The 15,870-nt window shown below is 69.4% G+C and carries 16 protein-coding genes; 13 read left to right on the top strand and 3 right to left on the bottom strand.

Annotated features, from left to right (window positions below):
- Positions 1-173 precede the first annotated feature (173 nt).
- The 5 genes from E3O32_RS00010 to guaA are packed head-to-tail and all read left to right on the top strand — an operon-like array spanning position 174 to position 4,941.
- Positions 174-701 carry a cation:proton antiporter regulatory subunit gene (locus E3O32_RS00010; RefSeq protein WP_134505768.1) on the top strand — a complete coding sequence of 176 codons (528 nt, stop codon included), beginning with the start codon at positions 174-176 and terminating at the stop codon, positions 699-701.
- Between the two features lie 3 nt (positions 702-704).
- A complete protein-coding gene (locus E3O32_RS00015) occupies positions 705-2,135 on the top strand; it encodes a cation:proton antiporter (protein WP_134505770.1) in 1,431 nt (476 codons plus the stop codon).
- A gap of 5 nt (positions 2,136-2,140) precedes the next feature.
- Positions 2,141-2,902, top strand: a complete 762-nt coding sequence (locus E3O32_RS00020) for an SURF1 family protein (RefSeq protein WP_241974413.1) — start codon at positions 2,141-2,143, stop codon at positions 2,900-2,902.
- Positions 2,903-2,911: 9 nt separating this feature from the next.
- A complete protein-coding gene (locus E3O32_RS00025; protein WP_134505773.1) occupies positions 2,912-3,355 on the top strand; it encodes a DUF3817 domain-containing protein in 444 nt (147 codons plus the stop codon).
- Positions 3,352-4,941 (top strand): glutamine-hydrolyzing GMP synthase, encoded by a 1,590-nt coding sequence (guaA, locus tag E3O32_RS00030; RefSeq protein WP_134505775.1) that lies wholly within the window; start codon positions 3,352-3,354, stop codon positions 4,939-4,941. The genes E3O32_RS00025 and guaA overlap by 4 nt, the downstream gene beginning before the upstream one ends.
- A 31-nt stretch (positions 4,942-4,972) precedes the next feature.
- Here guaA and E3O32_RS00035 read toward each other — a convergent pair whose 3' ends face one another.
- Positions 4,973-6,202, bottom strand: coding sequence for an NAD(P)/FAD-dependent oxidoreductase (locus E3O32_RS00035; protein WP_241974409.1), 1,230 nt, complete (start codon positions 6,200-6,202; stop codon positions 4,973-4,975).
- Positions 6,203-6,434: 232 nt separating this feature from the next.
- Here E3O32_RS00035 and E3O32_RS00040 point away from each other — a divergent pair, with 232 nt between their 5' ends.
- Positions 6,435-6,833 (top strand): hypothetical protein, encoded by a 399-nt coding sequence (locus tag E3O32_RS00040; protein ID WP_134505777.1) that lies wholly within the window; start codon positions 6,435-6,437, stop codon positions 6,831-6,833.
- A gap of 68 nt (positions 6,834-6,901) precedes the next feature.
- Here the strand turns inward: E3O32_RS00040 and E3O32_RS00045 are convergent, their stop codons facing one another.
- Together E3O32_RS00045 and E3O32_RS00050 are read right to left on the bottom strand one after the other, a co-directional pair.
- Positions 6,902-7,711 carry a Bax inhibitor-1/YccA family protein gene (locus E3O32_RS00045; protein WP_134505779.1) on the bottom strand — a complete coding sequence of 270 codons (810 nt, stop codon included), beginning with the start codon at positions 7,709-7,711 and terminating at the stop codon, positions 6,902-6,904.
- Between the two features lie 68 nt (positions 7,712-7,779).
- Positions 7,780-8,310, bottom strand: a complete 531-nt coding sequence (locus E3O32_RS00050) for a hypothetical protein (RefSeq protein WP_134505781.1) — start codon at positions 8,308-8,310, stop codon at positions 7,780-7,782.
- Positions 8,311-8,348: 38 nt separating this feature from the next.
- Between E3O32_RS00050 and E3O32_RS00055 the strand changes: the two genes are divergently transcribed.
- From E3O32_RS00055 to E3O32_RS00085, 7 genes are all read left to right on the top strand, one after another.
- Positions 8,349-9,365: a glycerophosphodiester phosphodiesterase family protein gene (locus E3O32_RS00055; protein ID WP_134505783.1), complete on the top strand. Its 1,017-nt coding sequence runs from the start codon at positions 8,349-8,351 to the stop codon at positions 9,363-9,365.
- Positions 9,366-9,418: 53 nt separating this feature from the next.
- On the top strand, positions 9,419-11,887 hold the full coding sequence (locus E3O32_RS00060) for an ATP-dependent helicase (protein WP_134505785.1): 2,469 nt from the start codon (positions 9,419-9,421) through the stop codon (positions 11,885-11,887).
- A 152-nt stretch (positions 11,888-12,039) separates the two neighbouring features.
- Positions 12,040-13,455: a ferredoxin reductase family protein gene (locus tag E3O32_RS00065; protein WP_241974410.1), complete on the top strand. Its 1,416-nt coding sequence runs from the start codon at positions 12,040-12,042 to the stop codon at positions 13,453-13,455.
- Entirely contained in the window at positions 13,452-13,946 is a 495-nt protein-coding gene (locus E3O32_RS00070; protein WP_166790728.1) for an FMN-binding protein, read from the top strand. Before E3O32_RS00065 ends, E3O32_RS00070 begins: the two co-directional genes overlap by 4 nt.
- Positions 13,930-14,751 (top strand): FAD:protein FMN transferase, encoded by an 822-nt coding sequence (locus E3O32_RS00075; RefSeq protein ID WP_241974411.1) that lies wholly within the window; start codon positions 13,930-13,932, stop codon positions 14,749-14,751. The genes E3O32_RS00070 and E3O32_RS00075 overlap by 17 nt, the downstream gene beginning before the upstream one ends.
- Positions 14,752-14,918: 167 nt before the next feature.
- Entirely contained in the window at positions 14,919-15,143 is a 225-nt protein-coding gene (locus E3O32_RS00080; protein ID WP_134505786.1) for a hypothetical protein, read from the top strand.
- Positions 15,144-15,219: 76 nt separating this feature from the next.
- Positions 15,220-15,870, top strand: coding sequence for a DUF6518 family protein (locus tag E3O32_RS00085; protein ID WP_134505788.1), 651 nt, complete (start codon positions 15,220-15,222; stop codon positions 15,868-15,870).

The raw sequence follows: 15,870 nt of genomic DNA on the forward strand, positions 1-15,870 counted from the left end.
GGGCGCGGCGAGGGGCTCGGCGAGGGGCGCGGGCGCGGCGAGGGGCGCGGGCGCGGCGAGCGGGCGACATCGGGCGGGGGCGCGAGCCGGGCGCGGAGGGAGGCATCCGGTGGGCGCACAATTCGGCTCCGGTACACTAGGCGGACAGCCCACAAGCCTCAGGAGTCCTCACCATGGTTGACGTTCGTCGGGTCAAACTCCCAGGAGTCGGTGTGCTGCACACCTTCATCACGGATGACGGTGGAAAGGTCGGCGTCATCGCCCACCGTTCAGGCCACAGCGACCTGATCACGTTCGCCGATGACGAGGGCGGGCCCGACGCGGCAAAGGTGTCCCTGCGGCTCAATGAGGACGAGGCGCACACCCTCGCCGAGCTTCTCGGCGGCACCCAGATCACCGAGTCGCTCACCGCACTCGACCAGATCCCCGGTCTCAGCATCGACTGGTTCACGGTCGACTACGAGGACCACATCGCCGGCCAGACCCTCGGCAACCCGGCCGATCGCGGCATCGCCGGCCTCACGGTCGTCGCCGTCGTGCGCGGGGAGTCCGCCAACCCGGCGCCCGCCCACGACTTCCGGGTCTTCCCCGGGGACACGCTCGTCGTCGCCGGCTCGCCCGAGAAGGTCGCGAAGGCATTCGCATTCTTCCGCACCGGCGAAGTGAAGGCCAAGACCGTCGACGCACCGCCCGGGGGCTAGCCCATGAACCTCGGCGAAGACCTCATCACTCTTGGCATCCTGCTCGTCGTCGCCTACATCCTGGGGCGCGCCGGAAAACTGATCGGGCTCCCGTCGATCCCGATCTACATGATCGTCGGCCTGCTCGCCAGCCCGAACAGCGGCTGGTTCCCGCTGAACTTCCAGTCAGCGGACATCGAGCTGATCGCCATCTTCGGGCTGATCCTGCTCCTGTTCAGCCTCGGCCTCGAGTTCGACCAGGAGGCGTTCTTCGGCGACGCCGGAAAACTGCTCATCTCCGGCGGCTCCTACGTTCTGATCAACATGGGTCTCGGCTTCGCGTTCGGCCTGATGGTCGGCTGGGGCACCAGGGAGGCCCTCGTGATCGCCGGGATGACCGGCACCTCCTCGAGCGCGATCATCACCAAGCTCCTGATCGAACTGCGCCGCCTGGCAAACAAGGAAACCCCGATGATCCTCGGGGTGACCGTCGTCGGCGACATCTTCATCGCGGTCTACCTCGCGATCGTCTCCGTCGTTCTCAGCGGCAAGACCGAGATCTGGCCGATCGTGCTGCAGTTGAGCATCGCGTTCCTCTTCCTCGTGGTCATGTTCTCCGTCGCCCGCTGGGGCGGCCGGGTCGTCTCCCGCCTGATGCGCACCAAGGACGACGAGCTCTTCACGATCCTCTTCTTCGGTCTGGCGGTGCTGTTCGCCGGGGTGGGAGAGATCATCGGGGTGACGGATGCGATCGGCGCGTTCCTGATCGGGGTCGTGCTCGGCGCCAGCACCTACCGCGGCCGGATCGAGCGCGTCGCCGTGCCCCTCCGCGACGTGTTCGGCGCCTTCTTCTTCCTCAACTTCGGCCTCGCCCTCAATGTCGCCGAGTTCGGCTCGGTCATCACGATCGTGCTGCTGGCCGTGGCGATGACGTTCGTGCTCAGTGTGGTCTCCGGCATGTTGATGGCCAGGCTGCACGGGATGGGCCCCAGGGAAGGACTGAACACCGCCGCGATCTTCGTCAACCGCGGCGAGTTCACCCTGATCCTGGCGACGCTGTCGGTGAGCGCGGGACTCGACCAGCGGCTGCAGCCGTTCGCCGGTCTCTATGTGCTCACGATGGCGATCCTCGGACCGCTGTTCACCGCGAACTCGGAGAAGATCGGCGCGGCCGTCGGCCGTCGCCTGCGCCGGGCCAAACCGGCCGCCCGGCCCGCCCGCAACCCGATGCTCGACGAGGAGATCGCCCTGGTCGAGGCGGTCACGAGAGACAGCGGCAAGCCCACCGATACTGACACCGAGCACGCCGTGAAACGGATGACCGAACGCGCCGGCGCGGAGGCGGCATCCGCCGGCGCCGACTCGATGGCCGACTTCGTGACCGAGCGGTTCACCACCGAGGCCGGCCCCGCAGCGAAACCACCCCGGGACACCGGCACAGGAGACTACTCGTGATCAGAATGATGCTCCGGCCGCGCTGGATCCTTGCCCTGCTGCTCGCCCTCGCGGTGGCGGCGGCCTTCGCCCTGCTCGGCCGATGGCAGCTGGAACGCGCCGTCGCCTCCGGCCAGGTCGTCGAACGCAGCACGGAGACCGTGCGCCCGCTCGACGAGACCGTGGATCCTGACGGGCCGCCCCGCGAGGCGGCTACCGGGCAGATGGTGACGGTTGACGGTTCCTTCGTGCCGGGCGACGACCAGCTGATCAGTGACCGGCTCAACGCGGGCGCCAGCGGCTTCTGGGTGGTCAGCCGGTTCGTCACGACGGATGCCGCGAACATCCCGGTGGCCCGCGGCTGGACCGCCGACCGGGCCGCGGCCGACAAGGTGATCGAGGCGCTGGCCGGCCTTCCCGCCGGGCAGCCGCTCACCCTCACCGGCCGTTTCGTTCCCTCGGAGGCCCCGGTCGTTCCGGCCGACGGGCGCGACCCGCACACTCAGTCGACGGTGTCGACCGCCGCGCTGATCAACCTGTGGACGGGCTTCACCGACCAGTCCGTCTACGCGGGTTACCTCGTGGACTCCACCAGCCCGACCGGCCTGCTCGTGATCGACTCGCCTGAGCCGGGATCCGACGCGTCCCTCAACTGGCTCAACATCTTCTACGCCCTCGAATGGGCGGTCTTCGCCGGCTTCGCCGTGTTCCTCTGGTACCGCCTCGTGCGGGACGCCTGGGAGCGTGAGGAGGAGCAGGCCGCCATCGACGCCGCGGAGGCCCGATAGAATTGCCGCATGCCACTTGAACCCAAGCCCGCCGACATCCCCAGCATCCCCGGTGCGCTCCGGCTCTACCAGGTCTCGTCGATCATCACCGGTGTCTTCCTCCTGCTGCTCTGCGTCGAAGTCATCCTGAAATTCGTCTTCCAGTACGAGCTCGAACTGGGCGGACCGAACGGGCTCCTCGCCCTGGTTCCGCGCGAGAGCGTGACCGCGTTCAACCTGAGCACCGCGATCCTGATCGTGCACGGCTGGTTCTACGTGCTCTACCTGTTCGCCGACTTCCGGCTGTGGAGCCTGATGCGCTGGTCGTTCCCGCGCTTCCTCCTGATCGCGCTCGGCGGCATCATCCCCACCCTGTCGTTCTTCCTCGAGGTGCGCGTCGCGCGCGAGGTGAAGGCGTTCCTGGCCGGCCGTGACGCCGACGTGTCCGCCGCGACTGCGGAGGCTCGTTCATGAGCGCCGTCGCCGCCCAGACCGGTGCCCGCCCCGTGCTCGTGGTCGACTTCGGCGCGCAGTACGCGCAGTTGATCGCCCGGCGCGTGCGCGAGGCATCCGTCTACTCCGAGATCGTCGCACACACGATCACCGCTTCCGAGGTCCGGGCGTTGAACCCGCTCGGCATCGTGCTCAGCGGCGGACCGTCCAGCGTCTACGCCGACGGAGCCCCCACCTTCGACCCGGCCATCTTCGACCTCGGCATCCCCGTGCTCGGCATCTGCTACGGCTTCCAGGTGATGGCAACCGCCCTCGGCGGCACCGTCGCCCACACCGGCGCTCGCGAATACGGCTCCACCCCGGTCACCGTCTCGGACGGCACCAACGCGCTCCTCGCCGGCCAGCCGGCCGCGCAGACGGTGTGGATGAGCCACGGCGACTCGGTGTCGGAGGCCCCCGCCGGCTTCAGGGTGCTCGCCTCGACCGCGTCGACCCCGGTCGCCGCGTTCGCGAACGACGCGCGCCGCCTGTACGGAGTGCAGTGGCACCCCGAGGTCAAGCACTCCGAGTTCGGCCAGAACGTGCTCGAGAACTTCCTGCACCGCGCCGCCGGAATCCCCGCCGACTGGAACAGCGGCAACGTCATCGCCGAGCAGGTGGCCCGCATCCGCGCCCAGGTCGGCACCGGCAAGGTCATCTGCGGGCTCTCCGGCGGAGTGGACTCGGCGGTGGCCGCTGCCCTCGTGCACAAGGCCATCGGCGACCAGCTCGTCTGCGTCTTCGTGGACCACGGCCTGCTCCGCCAGGACGAGCGCCGCCAGGTCGAAGAAGACTATGTGAAGGCCACCGGCGTGCGCCTGGTGACCGTCGACGTGCGAGAGCAGTTCCTCACCGCGCTCGAGGGCGTGAGCGACCCGGAGACCAAGCGCAAGATCATCGGCCGCGAGTTCATCCGCACCTTCGAGCAGGCCCAGGCCGAGCTGATCAAGGAGGCCGCCGCGATCGACGGCGACCCGATCCGCTTCCTCGTGCAGGGCACCCTGTACCCCGACGTCGTCGAGTCCGGCGGCGGCAGCGGCACCGCCAACATCAAGAGCCACCACAATGTGGGCGGCCTGCCCGATGACCTGCAGTTCGAACTGATCGAACCGCTCCGCACCCTGTTCAAGGACGAGGTGCGAGCGATCGGCGCCGAGCTGGGGCTGCCGGCCGAGATCGTGCAGCGCCAGCCGTTCCCCGGACCCGGCCTCGGCATCCGCATCGTCGGCTCGATCACCCAGGATCGGCTCGACCTGCTCCGTCACGCGGATGCGATCGTGCGCGCCGAACTGACCGCCGCCGGCCTCGACCGCGAGATCTGGCAGTGCCCGGTCGTGCTGCTCGCCGACGTGCGCTCGGTGGGCGTTCAGGGCGACGGCCGCACCTACGGCCACCCGATCGTGCTGCGCCCGGTATCGTCCGAGGATGCGATGACCGCCGACTGGACCCGCCTGCCCTACGACCTGCTGGCGAAGATCTCCAACCGGATCACCAACGAGGTCGACGGGGTCAACCGGGTCGTACTCGACGTCACGTCGAAGCCGCCGGGCACCATCGAGTGGGAGTAGAACCCTCCGCTCGGGAACGAGCGGGCCGGGGTTAGACGGCCTCGAGGGGGATCGATCCGTCGGCCAGGCGGCCCGGGTCGACCGGGGCGCCGCGGCGGATGAGGGCCTGCACGGCCTCATTCACGTCCCACACGTTCACGTTCATCCCGGCGACCACGGTGCCTCCGGCCAGCCAGAACGCGATGAACTCGCGGCTGCCGCGGTCGCCGCGGAAGACGAGGTCAGCCCCCCGGGTCAGCGGCCCGAATCCCGAGTACTCCATCCCCAGGTCGAACTGGTCGGTGTAGAAGTACGGGATCGCGTCGAACGACACGGACTGCCCGAGCATGGCGCGCGCCGCAGCCGGCCCGCCGTGCAGAGCGTTCGCCCAGTGTTCGCTGCGCAGCCGCATCCGCGCAATCGGGTGGTACGCGTTGGCGACGTCGCCGGCCGCGTAAATGTCGGGGTGGCTCGTCTGCAGGCTCTCGTTCACCACGATCCCGTTCTCGACCTGCAGCCGGGCGTCCTCGGCGAGGCCGACGTTCGGGACTGCGCCGACGCCGACCAGGACCAGGTCCGCCGGCACCACCTCGCCTCCCTGCAGGACCACGCCGGTCAGCCGGCCGTCGGCGCCGGCGATGCTGTCGACGACGACGGAGGTGCGCAGGGTCACCCCGTGCTCGCGGTGCAGGTCGGCGAACATCTGCCCGAGCTCGTCGCCCAGCGCATTCGCGAGCGGGATCGGGTCGCGCTCGAGGATGACGACGTCGTTGCCGAGCGTGCGCGCGGTCGCGGCGACCTCCATGCCGATCCAGCCTGAGCCGATCAGGACGAGCCGCTTCCCTCCGCCGGCCAACAGATCGCGGAGGGTCTCCGAGTCGTCGAGGGTGCGCAGGTAATGCACCCCGGCGAGGTCGGCACCGGCAATCGCGAGCCGGCGTGGGGACGATCCGGTGGCCAGCAACAGCCGGTCCCAGGCGAGGGTCTCGCCGCCGTCAAGGGTGAGGCGGTGCTCCCGGGGGTCGAGTCCGACCACCCGGGTGGACGGCCGGAATTCGACCTGGTTCGCCGCGTACCAGTCGTCCGCCTCGACGAAGACCGTGCCCCGCTCGGCCGTGCCGGCGAGGAAACCCTTGGACAACGGGGGACGGATGTACGGATGGTGGGCTTCGGCCCCGAGCAAACGGATGCTGCCGGTGAAGCCCTCGTCGCGGAGCGCCTTCGCGGCTGACGCCCCGGCGAGGGATGCCCCCACGATGACGAAATCCTGTTCCTTCGACACGGGTGTGCCTCCTCGTCGGTCGGTGTTCTCACGGTGGAGTCTGCCCCCGATCCAGGCGATGGGCGAGCCCCGCCCTACGCCGGGCAACCCCGCCGTGATCCCAGGCGATATTCTGGGTAGAGGCCGGGCAGCCGTGACCATCCGCGGCACGGGCACCCGAGGCCGACCACACCACAGAAGACAGGGTGCACTGTTGACGACCGACATGCCGGGAACGCCGGGCGCACGACGAATGACCGCAGCGTGGGGACCACGAATCGGCGAAGGGTTCTGCCGCCAGTACTACCCGGTCTGGCTCTTCTTCGTGCGATCCGCGATAGCGCTGCCCGTCGCGCTGCTGCTGATGGCGATCGCCATTCCCGCGCTGGCCGGGTCGAGCGTCAACTCGCTCCTGATCGTCGCCCTGCTGGTGGTGGCCCCCGCGTTGATCGCCCTGTTCGTGTCCGTTCACCGGGTCGACATCTTCGGGCGCCGCGTCGCCGCCGAGCTTGACCAGGCCGGGTATCCCAGCGACGGCCTCGTTCCGCTCCGAACCACGAACCAGTTCGACAGATGGCGAGCCACGCACAATATCCCCACCGAGGCGATCATCGGCATCGGAAACCGCAGGTACGGCCAGGGCGGGAACTGAGCGGACCTGACCCCGGGAATGCAGGAAGGGCCGCCCCGAGGGGCGGCCCTTCCTGCATTCGTGTCCTGTTAGTCGCGGGCGAGCGCGAAGATGCGCAGCAACTCCACGTAGAGCCAGACGACGGTGACCATGATGCCGAAGGCACCCGACCAGCCGAACTTGCGGGGAGCCCGGTTGTTGACGCCGCGCTGGATGAAGTCGAAGTCGAGCACCAGCGAGTACGCGGCCATCAGCACGGCGAGGACGCCGATGATGAGGCCGAGCTTGATGCCAAAGATCGTCACGGAGCTACTGAGGCCGAAGGGGCTGTCGATCGCGCCGAACGCGACCAGACCGAAGTTGACCAGGGAGAACACCAGGTAGCCGACCATGGCGACCAGGAAGACCTTGGTGGCCTTCTTCGACGCGCGCACCTTGCCGTTGGCGAACAGCGCGAGAGTCACACCGACGACGACGAGCGTGGCCAGCACGGCCTGCACGACGACGCCAGAGAAGCGCTGGTCGAAGATCTGAGAGATACCGCCGACGAAGAGGCCTTCGGCCACCGCGTAGGAGAGGATCAGCGCCGGGGACGGCTCCTTCTTGAAGGTGTTCACCAGTCCGAGCACGAGGCCGACGATCATGCCGAGGAACGGCAGGAATGGCAGGGACGGAGTCAGGAGCCAAGCGCCCACGGCCGCGGTGAGCAGCAGGGCGAAGCTGAGGACGGTCTTGACGATGGTGTCTTCGTAGCTCATCCGGTCGGTGTCCTGCGAGCCGGCGGACGGGGCGTTGAACATGCCCTGGAGGTCGCTGTCGGAAAGCACCTTGCCCGCTGCAACGGCGCCAGGAGCGCCGAACGCGGCGTTTCGGGAGAATGCGGGGTTGGAGGATGCCATGGTTTTCGTAACTCACAATCGACTGAGGTTGCGGCCAGCGCCGAACGGTACTGGTGACTGGGGAAAGTCTATTCAGATCTGCTGGGTATCTGCCGAGTTATTTCTGCGACCTGACCGGCCTTGACGTCCAGCCGGCCGGCGATCCACCAGGCCAGCCACGCGGATGCGATTACGGTGGCCGTGCCCACGAGGTCGCCGACCCAGTTCTGCGCGTAGCCGTGCAGGAACGCCTTGATCAGGAAGCTCACGCCGATCGGCAACACCAACACCAGGTAGCTCGGCAGCGGCCGGTGCCGAACGAGCAGCCAGCCGGCCAGGAGCACGGCGAAGGCGCCGGCGAAATCGGGCCCGCCGAGCAGGGTGAGGCCGGCCAGAAGACACGGCAGCAACACGACCAGGCGGCGCCAGAGCGCCCCCGGCATTACCAGCCAGCCGAGCAGATGGAGCGAAGGCCCGATCAGGAGGAAGAACATGCTGTAGGTGCTGGTGAAGACCGTCGCGGCGACGCCGAGCATGATCAGGACCAGGCCGACGAGGGAGCGGGCGCGCGCGTTTCCCCACGCGGTCGGCCGCGCGGCAGGTGCGATCCAGGGTGTCATCGCCTCGAGTCTGGCAGTTGCGCGCGTACTCTGGGCACATGCACCCCATTGTGATCGGCCACCGCGGGGCGAGCGGATACCGGCCGGAACACACCCGTGCCGCCTATGAGCTGGCCGTCGCCCTCGGGGCGGATGCCGTCGAACCCGACATCGTGGCGACCCGCGACGGCGTGCTGATCGTGCGGCACGAGAACGAGATCTCCGGCACCACCGACGTCGCCGACCATCCGGAATTCGCGGGTCGCCGCGCAACGAAGGTGATCGACGGCATCCGTCTCACCGGGTGGTTCACCGAGGACTTCACCTGGTCGGAGCTGCGCACCCTGCGCGCCAGGGAACGGCTGCCCGAGCTGCGCAAGTCCAGCGCCACCTTCGACGACCGGTTCCCCCTGCTGCGGCTGCGGGACGTCTTCAAGCTCATCGACCGGGTCGCCGGCCGGGCCAGGCGCCCGATCGGCGTCGTCGCCGAGATCAAGCACGCCTCCTACTTCGCGTCGATCGGCCTGCCCCTCGACGAGCTGTTCGCGGCCGAGGTCAACACCGCGGGCTGGAACGCCGGGGACGGCCGGCTCACGATCGAAAGCTTCGAACAGAGCCTGCTCGACAAGGTGTACGCCCGCGGCATCTACGGCAAGCGGATCTTCCTGCTCGAGGCGCGCGGCAAGCCCTTCGACGAGGTCGCACTCCACGGGCCGAAGGCTCCGCACTACGCCGATTTCCTTTCCGAGCAGGGCCTCTACTCGCTGAGCGGCAAGGTCGACGGCATCAGCGTGCCCAAATCTCTCATCCTCGAGACGGATGCCGACGGCCACGTCTCCGGGGCATCCGACCTGGTCGACGCCGCGCACGCCGCCGACCTGGAGATCTACTGCTGGACCCTCCGCCCCGAGAACCGGTTCCTCGCCAAGACGTTCCGACGCGGGCGGTTCAGGGCAGACTTCGGCGACTGGCGGAGTGAGTTCCGCACGATCATGGGAACCGGGATCGACGGGGTCTTCGCCGACCACCCAGACCTCGCCGTCACCGTGCGGGACGAGCTCGCTGCCGAGCAGTGACCGGCCCGTCGCCCGGCCCGGTGTCAGACGCAGCGCCTAGGATTGTCAGCGAGATGATGACGCTTTTCGACCCGGACAACACGCCCGCCCACCAGGCCCCGACCGGGGGGCCGATCATCATGGACGGCCGACGGCCCGACGGCGAACGGCCCGGCGGTTACCAGAGCCCGCTGCTGGAGGGGCTCAACCCCCAGCAGCGCGAGGCGGTCGAATACCGCGGCCCCGCCCTCCTGATCATCGCCGGGGCAGGCTCCGGCAAGACGAGCGTTCTCACCCGGCGCATCGCCAGCCTGCTCGAGACCCGCGAGGCCTGGCCCAGCCAGATCCTCGCGATCACGTTCACCAACAAGGCCGCCGCAGAGATGCAGGGCCGGGTCAAGGCCATCCTCGGCCAGGGCGCCGACGGAATGTGGATCTCCACCTTCCACTCCTCCTGCGTGCGGATCCTGCGCCGCGAGGCGGAGAATGCCGGCCTCTCCGCCAGCTTCAGCATCTACGACTCCGCCGACACCAAAGTCACCCTCAAGCGCATCATCAAGTCGCTCGACGCCGACACCCTGGGCTTCACCCCCGGCAACGCGTCCGCGAAGATCTCCAAGCTCAAGAACGAGCTTGCCGACGTGGACTCCTACTCCCGCAACGCGAACATGAGCGACCCGCAGGAGGTCATGTTCGTCGAGATCTTCCGGCAGTACACCCAGCGCCTCCGCGCCGCCAACGCCCTCGACTTCGACGACCTGATCGGGGAGACGGTCTACCTGTTTCGGGCCTTCCCCAAGGTGGCCGCCCTCTACCGGCGCCGGTTCCGGCACATCCTGGTCGACGAATACCAGGACACGAACCACGCCCAGTACTCGCTCGTGCGAGAGCTGACCCGTCCGGTCGACCCCGAACTCGCCGACGAGATGGAAGCCACCGGAGTGCACGTGCGCAACCTGCGCGACGCCACCGGCGGCATCCCCGGCGCGTCGCTCACCGTGGTGGGCGACTCGGACCAGTCCATCTACGCCTTCCGCGGCGCCGACACCCGCAACATCACCGAATTCGAGCGGGACTTCCCCGGCACCAAGGTGATCCTGCTCGAACAGAACTACCGGTCCACCCAGAACATCCTCTCCGCCGCCAACGCGGTGATCGGCCATAACTTCGACCGCAAGGACAAGAAACTGTGGAGCGCGGGCGGCGACGGCGAGAAGATCGTCGGCTTCACCGCCTACTCCGGCCATGACGAGGCCCAGTTCGTGGCCGACGAGATCGAGGTGCTGCACTCCGCAGGCATGGCCTACCGGGACATGGCCGTGTTCTACCGCACCAACGCGCAGACCCGTGCGCTGGAAGAAATCCTCGTGCGCTCCGCCGTGCCCTACCGGGTGGTCGGCGGCACGAAGTTCTACGAACGGGCCGAGATCAAGGATGCGCTGGCCTACCTCATCTCCGTCGCCAACCCGAACGACGAGCTGGCTCTCCGCCGCATCCTGAACACCCCGAAGCGCGGGATCGGGCCGGCGACCGAGACCGGGCTCGCCAGCTTCGCCGAAGCCAACCAGATCAGTTTCCGCCAGGCCATGCGCGACTGCGCGTCACTCGGACTCGGGCCGAAGGTGACCGGGGCCATCCTGAAGCTCGCCGCCCTGCTCGACGAGGCGGCGCTGAAGATCGACCCCGCCAACCCGGCCGGCCAGGCGAACGTCTCCGAACTGCTCACCTTCCTGCTCGACGGCAGCGGCCTGCTCACCCTGCTCCGGGGCAGCCGCGACCCGCAGGACGAGGCGCGCGCCGAGAACATCGAGGAACTCGTCGCCCAGACCAAGGACTTCAACAAGGAGAACCCCGACTCGGGGCTCGTCGACTTCCTCACCCAGGTGTCACTCGTCGCCGCGGCCGACGACCTCGACGACGCCTCCGGCACGGTCTCGCTGATGACCCTGCACACCGCCAAGGGGCTCGAATACGAGGCGGTGTTCCTCACCGGCGTCGAGGAGGGGCTGCTCCCGCACCAGATGTCGGCGAACGAGCCCGGCGGCCCGGCCGAGGAGCGCCGGCTGTTCTACGTGGGGATCACCCGGGCGAGGCAACGGCTGTACCTGTCGCTGGCGATGACCCGCGCGCAGTTCGGCGACATCAACGTGGCCATGCCCAGCCGCTACCTGCAGGAGATCCCGGTCGCCCTGATCGACTGGAAGCAGTCGCCCGGCATGGCGAACTCCCGCGGCGGCACCCAGCCGCGCGCGCTCAACGCCCGCCGCGACGGTTTCGGCGGCGGGTTCGCCAAACGCGGCGAACCTCAGGCGCTGCCGCCGGCGCCCAAGCCGAAGACGGAGTGGACGAACCGGGTGTCGCAGGTGCGGGACAACGGCGACCTGACCCTGGCGGCGGGGGACCGCATCCGCCACGTGGACTTCGGTGACGGCCGGGTCAACCAGGTCACCGGCGACGGCACGAAACGGATCGCGCACGTGCAGTTCGACACCGCGGGCGCGAAGAAGCTCCTGATCAAGATCGCGCCGATCGAGAAGATCTAGCGGTCGGCGTCCTGGGGATCGCCATCCTGATCGTGCTCCTCGCGCGAACCCGGCAGCGTTCCTGAGAGCTCGTGCAGGACGCATTGGAGGCGCACAGGTCGTTCTCAGCTTTTCGATAGGGATTCAACTGAATCGCCCGGAAAGCTCCGAGTATGAGCCTCGACACCCGTCCCGCCCAGCGCACCCGGCGCCACACCTCGGTGCCGCGCATCCACCCGAACTACCACCGGCGGATGCGCCTGGCCGACGGGCTGCAGATCATCGCGGTGGTCTCGGTCGCCCTGGTGATCGCGATCTTCCTCGCCGACGGCGGGGCATCCCGTTTCGGAACGCCGGCCGACGCCATCACCTCCCTCGGCGTGGTGACCGGCCTCGTCGGGACCGATCTCCTCCTCCTGATGATGCTGCTGGCCGCGCGGCTCCCCTCGATCGACCGGGCCTTCGGGCACGACAGCGCGATGGAGCTGCACCAGTCGCTGGGCAAGCCCGCGCTCTACCTGATCCTCGGCCACGGCGTCCTGCTCACCATCGGCTACGCGATGGTGCAGCCGGCCTCGGTGTTCGCGGAGGTGTGGATCATGCTGACGACCCTCCCCGACATGCCGCTCGCCTTCGTGGGTCTCGGGCTGCTCGTGACCGTCGTGGTCACCTCCCTCGTCGTGGTGCGGCACCGCTTCCGGTATGAGGCGTGGCACCTGGTGCACCTGCTCTCCTACCTGGCCGTGCTCGTGTCGATCCCGCACCAGTTGAGCGTGGGCACCCTGTTCCGCGAAGGCTCCGTGCAGCGCTACTACTGGCTCGCACTCTACGTCGGGGTGGCCGGCTCGATCCTGCTCTTCCGCTTCATCGTGCCGATCGTGCGCTCGCTCCGGTCCCGGCTCGTGGTCGAAGGGGTCGACCCCGTCGCCCGCGACGTCGTGTCGATCCGGTTGTCCGGCCGGCAGCTGCGCCGGCTGGGGGCCCGCTCCGGACAGTTCTTCATCTGGAGGTTCTGGACGCCGAAGCTCTGGTGGCAGGCGCATCCGTTCTCGCTGTCGGCCGCACCGACCGGCGACGCGCTGCGGATCACCGTGCGCGGCCTCGGCGACGCCTCCTCGGCTCTGTCGGCGCTGCCCAAGGGCACCAGGGTCAGCTTCGAAGGCCCCTACGGGCTCTTCACCGACTTCGCCCGCACTTCTCCCCGGATCGTGCTGATCGCCGCCGGCATCGGGGTGGCCCCGATCAGGTCACTGCTCGAAACGGCGACCTTCGCCCCGGGCCAGGCCACCGTGATCCTCCGCTCGAGCACGGCCGACGACACCTACCTCGTCGACGAACTGACCGACCTGTGCCGGGCCAGGGGTGCCCAACTGCGCATCATCGCCGGGAAGCGCTCACCCGGCGCCAACAGCTGGCTGCCGGCGGACGCTGTGCGGGCCAAGGTCAGCCTCCGCACCCTGGTTCCCAAGCTGCGGGAAGCGGACGTCTATATCTGCGGTCCCCGGCGCTGGACCGACGAGGTCGTGCGCGACGCCCGGGCGGCCGGCCTGCCGACACGGCAGATCCATTTCGAAAGGTTCGACTGGTGAGATTCCGTGCGATAACCCTGGCCGCGCTGGCCTCAGTCTCCGTGGTCGGCGTCGGCTGGCAGCTCGGCGCCCAGCTCACGGCATCCCAGCAGACCCTGGCGACGTCGGTGCCGGCCGCCGCCATGGGCACCGCCGCCACTGCGACGGGCGCGGCGGCGACGCCGTCGGCGGCCCCATCGGCCGCACCGACAGCGGCCGCCGCCCCGGCGGCGCCGAGCGGCACCTTCGACGGGTCGGTGGTGCACACCCGGTTCGGACCCGTGCAGGTGTCCGTGACGATCGCGAACGGGACGATCACCGAGGTCACGGCGCTCCAGCTGACCAACGACGGCGGCCGCTCGGTGATGATCAGCAACCAGGCGGCGCCGATCCTCCGCAGCGAGGTGCTCGCCGCCCAGTCGGCCCAGGTGCAGAACGTCAGCGGCGCCACCTACACGACCGGCGGCTACCTCACCTCACTGCAGGCGGCCCTCGATGCCGCCCAGTTCTAGCCGGCCCGGCACCGTGATGCCGCCCGACGCCCGGGTCTCAGCCGAGGACGGAGCCGGAACCGGCGCGGTCACCGTGTCGTCCATGGGGACGGTGCTGAGCATCCGATTCGGCCGAACGGTCGACCCTGCCGCCCGCGAGGCCGCCCGCGACGCGGTCACCCGCGTGTTCGGACGGTGGGATGCCCGGTTCAGTCTCTACCGCGACGAATCGGAACTGAGCCGGATCAACCGGGGGGAACTCCGCCTCACCCAGGCGAGCCCGGCACTGCGGGACTGCTACGCACTCGCCCTCGACTGGCGCGACCGCACCGACGGGGTGTTCACCCCGCACCGGGCGGATGGCGTGCTCGATCTGTCCGGAGTGGTCAAGGCACTCGCCATCGACGAGGCCGGGGAAACGCTGCACGCCCTCGGCCTGGGGGACTGGTCCCTGAACGCGGGCGGGGACGTCCTCGTCGCCGGGGACCAGGCGCCGGGCCTCGACTGGGTGGCCGGCATCGTCGACCCGGAGGACCGGGCGCGCACCCTGGCCGTCGTCACCCTGGCGCTGCCGCTGCGGGCGGTCGCGACCTCCGGCAGCGCCGAACGCGGCGACCACATCTGGTCTTCCGGCAGCGGGGGAGCGTCAGCCTACCGGCAGGTCTCCGTTCTCGCCCGTGACATCGTGACCGCCGATGTGCTGGCCACGGCCATCATCGCCGGCGGGGAGGCGATCCTGAACCGGAGCACCGAGACCTGGCCGGTGGAGGTGCTCGCCGTGCTCCGGGACGGGTCGCTCCTGGCGACCCCCGGGTTGCGGGCCTGACCCTGCCCGGCGGCACGCGTGATCGGCCGGCACCCTTGTCGAGGGTTGCTGACGAGCGTCCCGTGGCTTCGCGGCATCGGCCGGCACCCTTGTCGCGGGTTGGCGAAGAGCGTACCGTGGCTCGCGCGGGGGCACCCGGCCCTTCGCCTGGCGGGGAGGAAACGATCATGACAATGGACCCGGATGGGCTCTGGCCGCGTCGAGCGGATGCGGCGAACGACGGCCTGGACGAGGATCGCGACCTTGACGACATCGCTCTGACCCTCGACGAGGATCTGCCGATCGCCCCTGACGCCGAGGACTGGACCGTCGACGCCGATGACCGCGCTGTCGACTTCGACGACGCGGACGACCGCGACGCCGACCTGGATGCGGAGGAATACCGGAGCTAGCGAGGCGGGGCGACGGGACCATGATGCGCCGGTGCGCGGGCCGGCGCCAGTCGTCCGGCGCACCTAGGCTGGGCCAGTGACCGAGACTCCGCGCCCCGAACCCCAGGCGACGGATGCCGCGGAGCCCGCGCGTGACCCGGCGGCCGGGACACGGCTCCCCGCCCTGTTCGCGCTGATGGTTGCCGGAGGAGCGCTCGCGGGCGGCGCGGCGCGGCTGCTCTTCCTGCTGCTGCCCGGACCATGGGGCACCCTGGCGAACACCAGCGCTCTGTGGGGGCTCGTTCCGTTCTTCGCCGTGGTCGCCCTTCGGCCTCGAGCCCGCCATTCGGCGGTCGCGGGAGCCATCTGCCTGGCCGCGATGGTCGCGGTCTGGGTGTTCCTCGCCCCCGCGCCGCCCACCCTGCGTGAAGTGTTCCTGTGGGGAGTCGTCGGGGTCGTCGCCGGGGCGCTCTGCGGCCTCGCCGGCGGACTGGTGCGGCGGTCCGAGCCCCTGTTCCGGCGCTCCGCGGCCGCGGCCATCGGCGGCGTCGTCCTCGGGGAAGGCCTCTACGGCATCCTGCTGATCGGCGGCCCGCAGTGGTGGCTGGAGGCGGCCGTCGGCGTCGCCCTCGCGCTCGCCTGGGGACCCGCGGCACGTGATCGGGCGGTGGCGCTCGCCGGGGCGGTGCTCGTGGCCGGAGCCCTGTTCGGCGCGTTCGTGGCCTACGATGCGATCGCGGCGGGCTGA

This window comes from Cryobacterium mannosilyticum (assembly GCF_004402705.1).
GTDB classification, from domain to species: domain Bacteria; phylum Actinomycetota; class Actinomycetes; order Actinomycetales; family Microbacteriaceae; genus Cryobacterium; species Cryobacterium mannosilyticum.